This window comes from Psychrobacter sp. UBA2514 (assembly GCF_002341255.1).
Lineage (GTDB): Bacteria > Pseudomonadota > Gammaproteobacteria > Pseudomonadales > Moraxellaceae > Psychrobacter > Psychrobacter pacificensis.
In genome coordinates this window covers 1-5,012 of the sequence record NZ_DDNS01000003.1, presented here as the reverse complement: position 1 = coordinate 5,012, position 5,012 = coordinate 1, and the positions used below count along the sequence as shown (strand labels likewise).

Here is a 5,012-nt window from a genome sequence, read left to right as displayed (position 1 = left end):
GCATTATCGTCGCTTTGTGCCTTCTCTGGAACAATTTTAGCGATCAGCAGTGCCTATTTGCGAATGTTCAACACGCCCTAGTATTTTTAAATTGCTAGATTAGGATTGCCACTCACGGCGCAAGTGGTAATCACGCCTCAGACCGTCAAAATCTGCGCCATTCACTTGTTTGTCAAGATTTTCATCAGATATTTTGCTTCGCAACAAGGCATCATCTTGCATAATGTCATAAAATTTTGACAATCTGTCTGGGTGTGCTTTTAACTCAGACCACAAAAACAAGTTAAGTGGTAGCAGGTTAGACATCGACTGGGCAGGTATGATCGCTAGCTTCTCACATAAGGCATCATAGATGATTTGTGTACCACGTAGCTTGCCCTCTAATGTATAGCCAGCGATATGCGGTGTGGCGATTGTGAGCTTAGCTAGTAGGCTATCAGCAACCGTTGGCTCATGCTCAAACACATCCAAAACCACTTGCCGCCCAGTATGAGCAATATCGTTCTTGAGATCATTTTCATTGACCACAGGGCCGCGCGCGCTATTAATCAATATGGTATCAGCAGGCATCATGGCCAATGTCTCTGCATTGATGAAATGACGCGTTGGATAGTCACTGCCTTTAGCATCACTGTCAACTTTCTCACTTGTCAAAGGCACATGCAAACTCACCGCGTTACTTTGAGAAAGCACCTGCTCAAGGCTGGCATTATTAATAGTAGAGCTTGGTAATAATGGATCGTATCCAAGCACCTGCCAGCCCAAGTCATTGGCATATTGAGCAAGCGTACTGCCAATATTGCCAAGGCCGATAATACCAAGTGTCACAGGCTGCTGCCAGTAGTTTGGACGCAGAGTCAAGATAGCCGTCAGTACATACTGAGCCACCGAGTGCTTGCTACAACCAGCGGCATTGGCAAAAGTAATATCGCGCATCGCTAAATAGTCTTGGTCGACATGATCTGTACCGATAGTCGCTGAGCCAACAAATTGCACACTGTGATTTTCAGCCAACAGCGCCTCATTGACTTGCGTGACCGAGCGTACTAACAAAATATCTGGCTGTACTTCAGACAGCAGCTTTGCGTCAATATCACGACCAGCGACCGGTATAATTTTGACTGTTTGCCCAGACAACTGACCTAATGTACCGTCATTAAAAAAATCATTCAGGCTAGCGATATTGCTATCAGCAACGATCGTGATACCTTTGGCCATCTGGTTTATTTTATTGTCCATAGCATCTGCAATATCATTGTTTGTCATTGGCAATTTTCTCTATCGATAAGGGTTTTCTATGTAGACTCATTTCCACTGACTGTGTCTTGTGCTGGATTATGTACTGGCGCTATGGCATTTGAGTCAGAGAGCGTGACGTCTTGCGGCGCAAATATCTCATTCTTATGCTGCGATATCCACTCGCGCCATACGGCAAGACCGATAGCCAGTACCACAGGGCCGATGAACAATCCAACAAACCCAAATGCGGTTAGACCGCCCAACACACCGATAAAAATAATAATAAATGGGATTTTGGTTGCGCCGCTAATAACAATAGGTCGAATGAGATTATCCACCCAGCTAATAACAAACACGCCCCATAGTGCCAGACCAATCCCTTCTGCAGTATGTCCTTGGCTCAAGAGCCAGACAGACACACCGCCCCAAACAAATGGCGTACCAAAAGGAATCAACGCAATAATAAACGTGACAATGGTCAATAAGATAGGGCTTGGCGCACCAGCGAAGTAATAGCCGATACCAGCCAATAGCGCCTGAGCCAATGCCGTCAGCCCGATGCCGTATACCACCGCACGCGTGGTTGTACCTACAGAGTCAATATAACCATCGATGCGATTGCCAATGATGTTACGCAGCGCTTGGCGAATCTGACGAACCAGACTGGTGCCATCACGATAAAAAAAGAATAGTGTCATCAGCGCCATACCCAGCTTGGCCAGACCACTGAACACCACGTCAAATGCGACCTTGCCATAATACAAGTGCGACTGAACCCAAAGACGGAAGGCTTCTAGCGTGCCTTCTGGGTTTTTATTGATTCGCCACAGTACGTCTTTGATTTGCTGACCGATAATCGGCAAGTCTTTAAATGAGTCAGGCACATCCAAATAGCCCACTTTAATACGATAGACCAAATTACTGATTAAGCTCAACGCTTCTTGCTGCAAAATAAACACACCAATAACCAATGGCACACCTATTATCAAGGAGATGCTCACGGTCATAATGGCAGCGCTAAAATCTGGACTCAGTTTAACTTTTTCGTGAAAAAACTCATAAATAGGGAACGTCACATACGCCAAAATTGCCGCCCACAATGCCGGTACAATAAAAAACTGCACCACTTTAAAGCATAATACGAACAGCGCAACCAGCAAAGTAATCGCAAGCAAGCGCTGGATAATAAATTCTTTTGTCCAATTTTCAATCATAGCGTATAAACCAAGAGCGGACAGCAAACGATAACTTTGCTGGCAAGTTTATAAATGTGTGATAAACATCAGCTTATAGACGCTGTCCATAAACTGTATCCATTAGCGAGGATGGTAGATTATAAGTATATAAAGAAAAAACGGTGTCAAACCCATTAAATCACATGGCAATACTGCGTATTTACAAACTATCACTCTGATAAATAACATCGCGAAAAACGCAGCTATTACGCTCCATTATGCAATAGATTATGATAATTATATAACGCTATGTTGTAATCTTTACTTACAACTTTGTCTATGCAAGCTTACTAGATGATGACCGGAATGACTAGCGCATAATGCATGGATTTACTGTGAAAAACAGTGCCATCGCAGCTGCTTTTATATTCAGCTATTAAACTGCAATCTTATCAGGGAATTCACTGGTGCGTTCTATTTGTCACGACAATTGATGTTATACTAAAGCAATTATTTTAAGCTTTTCAATATAGTTAAGTGCATTTGTACGCTTTTATTTTTGTCGTTGCATAAACATCGCATCTATCAAAGCAGATTCCAGACCCTCTTGTATCGTCTTCTTCTAGACTATCATAAGATCTCATTTTAGGATGGCACGATCATTTGGGATAGGAGGCATAAGCAATTATGCTTTTAAGCATTGTCTAAGCGATTATGTAGGATTTAGGCTTGTCATATCAACTCAACATTCGAGCTTGATAAGCGAGCACGCAGTTTTGAATGAATTTCGGACTTACTTTGATTTTATTTTAAATCAATACAGACTCACCAAATTTTAATAATATATCGATAGGAACAATAACAATGTCAAAAGACACTGATAATCCCAATCTTAACCCCTCACATGAAGCCAGCAAGACCAACAAACCACAAGATACGGTCACTTTTGCTTTAGCGCAGTCACATTTTTTGGTAGGCGATATCGCAACCAACGTTGAAAAAATGCGCACGCTTGCATTACAAGCACGCGAACAAGGTGCTGACGTTATCGTATTTCCAGAGCTGGCACTACTAGGCTATCCTCCGCAAGATTTATTGCTACGCCCAAGCCTATCAGGCCGTGTCAAAAGCGCCTTATCTACCTTGAGTGATATCGACGATATCGTCATGATTGTCGGCTATCCGCATGTCGATCATCACGGTACTTTTAACTCCGCTGCTATCTTACATAATGGTCATCAAAAGGGCTTCTATCACAAGCAGATGTTGCCAAACTATGGTGTATTTGATGAGCGCCGTTATTTTGATAAAGGTCGCAATCAAGTCTTATTTGACTATAAAGGCATTACGATTGGCCTGCTCATTTGTGAAGATTTATGGGACAAAAACCCGATTGCTGAACTCAAAAAACAAGGTGCTGACCTCATTGTTAGCTTAAACGCCTCACCTTTTGAGATTGAAAAACAAAACAACCGCAAAGCCATGCTTGCCAAGCGCAGCCGTGAAAACAACTTGCCTATCGTCTATGTCAATGCAGTTGGCGGTCAAGACGATCTTGTATTTGATGGCGGCTCTATGGCTGTGCAAGCCGATGGCAGCGTGGCTCATGAAGCACCGCGCTTCATGAATCAGTTATTATTGGCCACTTTAGATGTCAAAACGGCTAAATTTAACAATCAAGCCAAAGCGCCGTTGACCCTAAGCCGTGAGTCAGAGATGTATCAGGCATTGGTCGTCGGTCTACGCGACTATGTCAATCACTCAGGATTCTCTGGCATTATTGTTGGACTATCAGGTGGTATTGATTCAGCACTGACGCTCTGTATCGCGGTCGATGCGTTGGGCGCTGACAAGGTCTATGCCGTCATGATGCCGTATGAATATACCTCTCAAATCAGTCTAGAAGATGCACAGGCTCAGGCACGTCGCTTAAATGTCTCTTATACCGTGTGTCCTATTTTCGATGCCGTCGAAGGTATTCGTCATACACTAGCGCCTCTATTTAACAAGTCACCAGCGGATACAACCGAAGAGAACATCCAAGCCCGTGCACGCGGCGTTGTGTTGATGGCACTCTCCAATAAGTTTGGTCATTTGGTCATCACGACAGGTAACAAATCAGAATTAGCGGTTGGTTACTCAACATTGTATGGCGATATGGCTGGCGGCTTTGACGTACTAAAAGATGTGTATAAATCACAAGTGTATAAGTTAGCAAGCTACCGCAATCGCCTAGAAGACACGCCTGTCATCCCTGAGCGCGTTATTACTCGTCCGCCATCTGCTGAGCTACGTCCAGATCAAAAAGATCAAGACAGCTTGCCTGATTATGATGTATTGGACGGTATCTTGATGTCTTATATCGATGAAGACATGGGCTATCAGGAAATTATCGATAAAGGCTTTGATGCTGAGATGGTCGCAAAAGTCATCAAAATGGTAGACAATAGCGAGTATAAACGCTTGCAATCGCCCATCGGTACAAAGATCAGCCACAAAGCTTTTGGACGTGAACGCCGCTATCCGTTGGTCAATAAGTGGTCAATTAAAGGCTAAATCGCACTTGCCTTTCAGCTTAGGGCGTGTTGAACATTCGAC

3 protein-coding genes are annotated in these 5,012 nt (G+C 43.6%); 1 reads left to right on the top strand and 2 read right to left on the bottom strand.

Features of this window, described 5'->3' with window-relative positions; genetic code table 11:
• Nucleotides 1–99: 99 nt before the first annotated feature.
• Both B3V51_RS00930 and B3V51_RS00925 read right to left on the bottom strand, forming a co-directional pair.
• A complete protein-coding gene (locus B3V51_RS00930; protein WP_286707830.1) occupies nucleotides 100–1,218 on the bottom strand; it encodes a 4-phosphoerythronate dehydrogenase in 1,119 nt (372 codons plus the stop codon).
• Nucleotides 1,219–1,295: 77 nt separating this feature from the next.
• On the bottom strand, nucleotides 1,296–2,453 hold the full coding sequence (locus B3V51_RS00925) for an AI-2E family transporter (protein WP_058024236.1): 1,158 nt from the start codon (nucleotides 2,451–2,453) through the stop codon (nucleotides 1,296–1,298).
• An 825-nt stretch (nucleotides 2,454–3,278) separates the two neighbouring features.
• On the opposite strand from B3V51_RS00925, the gene B3V51_RS00920 reads away from it, so the two are divergent.
• Nucleotides 3,279–4,970, top strand: coding sequence for an NAD+ synthase (locus tag B3V51_RS00920; RefSeq protein ID WP_212563947.1), 1,692 nt, complete (start codon nucleotides 3,279–3,281; stop codon nucleotides 4,968–4,970).
• Nucleotides 4,971–5,012: the final 42 nt, after the last annotated feature.

What these genes read in the sequence shown, in the direction of transcription:
- B3V51_RS00925 (WP_058024236.1), bottom strand. Translation starts at nt 2,453, where the DNA reads ATGATTGAAAATTGGACAAAAGAATTTATTATCCAGCGCTTGCTTGCG.
- B3V51_RS00930 (WP_286707830.1), bottom strand. Translation starts at nt 1,218, where the DNA reads ATGGCCAAAGGTATCACGATCGTTGCTGATAGCAATATCGCTAGCCTG.
- B3V51_RS00920 (WP_212563947.1), top strand. Translation starts at nt 3,279, where the DNA reads ATGTCAAAAGACACTGATAATCCCAATCTTAACCCCTCACATGAAGCC.